1 protein-coding gene is annotated in these 960 nt (G+C 45.7%); it reads left to right on the top strand.

The window, feature by feature from the left end:
- Positions 1–140: 140 nt before the first annotated feature.
- The coding region (locus R7P74_RS25210) for an amidohydrolase (RefSeq protein WP_318123377.1) at positions 141–960 on the top strand (820 nt) is incomplete at its 3' end.

Genomic DNA, 960 nt, shown 5'->3' with positions numbered 1-960 from the left:
ACTTGCGCTTGATTGAAAGTCTTTAATCTTGTTGATAATCCTCCTTCAATATGAACTAAAGTGAATGTGACCTATTGAGTTCTCAAACTCATTGAGATGGGAGCAATAGGCAAAAAACTTACTCTGTATGGAGATGACCGATGAACAAAAACTGGATCCCTATTGCCCTATCTGGGCTTGCTTTAACGGGGTGTTTTTCTGAAGAAGCGAAAGAAGTAGAAGCCGTCGCCGAGCCACTCAAAGTAACCGCCGCAGACAAAATTTATTATGGTGGCGACATCCTAACCATGGCAGGCGATAAGCCAGAGTACGCCGAAGCCGTCGCGACATTAGGCGAGAAAATCATTTATGTCGGCAGCAAAGATGGAGCGATGGAACACAAGTTCGGTAAAACACAGTTGGTCGACTTAAAAGGCAAAACTATGTTGCCTGGCTTTGTTGATCCGCACAGTCATGTGTATGGTGTTGGTCTGCAAGCCATGGTCGCAAACGTGCTGCCATCTCCTGATGGCGAAGCCGATACCGTTGCGAAAATCATCGAAACCCTGAAAAATGCCGAGAACGATAATACGCAACGCCTATTCATTGAGAAAACGGGGTGGATTTTAGGTTTTGGTTACGACGACGCCCAACTGGATTACTACCCTACCAAAGCGGATCTCGATAAAGTCAGCACAGATAAGCCTGTATTGATCATTCACACTTCGGGGCATTTGAGTGTCGCGAACAGTAAAGCGTTAGAGCTAGCAGGCATCACATCAGAATCGGAAGATCCAAAAGGTGGCATTATCCGCCGAATGGAAAACAGCCAAGAACCCAATGGGGTCCTAGAAGAAAACGCGCACTTTGCAATGCTGTTCAACCTCAATAAGTTGATTGATTCTGAACTTCAAGATCGCATGTTAGAAGCCTCGCAAGGTATGTACGCGAAATATGGCTATACCACAGCTCAAGAAGGAC

Source organism: Vibrio sp. 2033, from assembly GCF_033339735.1.
The sequence above is the reverse complement of the archived record's forward strand: the minus strand, read 5'-3'. Positions and strand labels throughout refer to the sequence as shown.